The sequence below is a fragment of the Novacetimonas pomaceti genome, assembly GCF_003207955.1.
Taxonomy (GTDB): Bacteria; Pseudomonadota; Alphaproteobacteria; order Acetobacterales; family Acetobacteraceae; genus Novacetimonas; species Novacetimonas pomaceti.
Map to the genome: position 1 here is coordinate 1 of NZ_NOXG01000128.1, position 560 is coordinate 560.

The 560-nt window shown below is 64.1% G+C and carries 1 protein-coding gene; it reads right to left on the reverse strand.

Going from position 1 to position 560, the window contains the following annotated elements:
* Positions 1 to 560, reverse strand: a 560-nt coding sequence (locus CFR71_RS16005; protein WP_165832147.1) for a type IV secretory system conjugative DNA transfer family protein, incomplete at both ends; no start/stop codon positions are given.

Consider the following 560-nt stretch of genomic DNA (forward strand, 5'->3'; position numbering starts at 1 on the left):
TGATGCGGTTTGCCCCATGTCCGGACGAGATACGTGCGCCAGTCCGGGGGCGCGGATGTCAGTTGTGCCTCCCGGGTGATCTCGAAAACACATTCTGTCTCGTGCGCCACCTGACCGGTGTCATTGAGTGCAAAGGCCATCTGCGCCTCGGTGACGATCGGGGGCTGCATGAGGGTCTGGCCACTCCCGATCGGAAGTACGATCGACCTGAAATCATAAGTGGCGTCGAGTGTCTCCTCATGGCGCCGCAGCATCTCGTTGATGGCGAATGCCCGGGCTGCCAGACCACCCTGCGCGCCGTAAATATGCGCGGCTTCCCGAAGCTGGGTGCTTCGACCGGGTTTCAGGTCATCGCCATGCTCGTCATTGGGGCGGGTGTTCTCAAGGGCCTCAAGAGAGGGCGGCGCTTCGCCGCCGACCACCTCGTCGAGCGTTGACGCCCCTGTCACCGGTTTATTGATGGGATTGGCAAGGGCGGGGTCAGCCCCGTCCACCTGATCCGCACCCGGTTGGGGCGGCTGTGGCTCCGGGACCAATGTGCCGCTGCGGGCCGGTGGTGG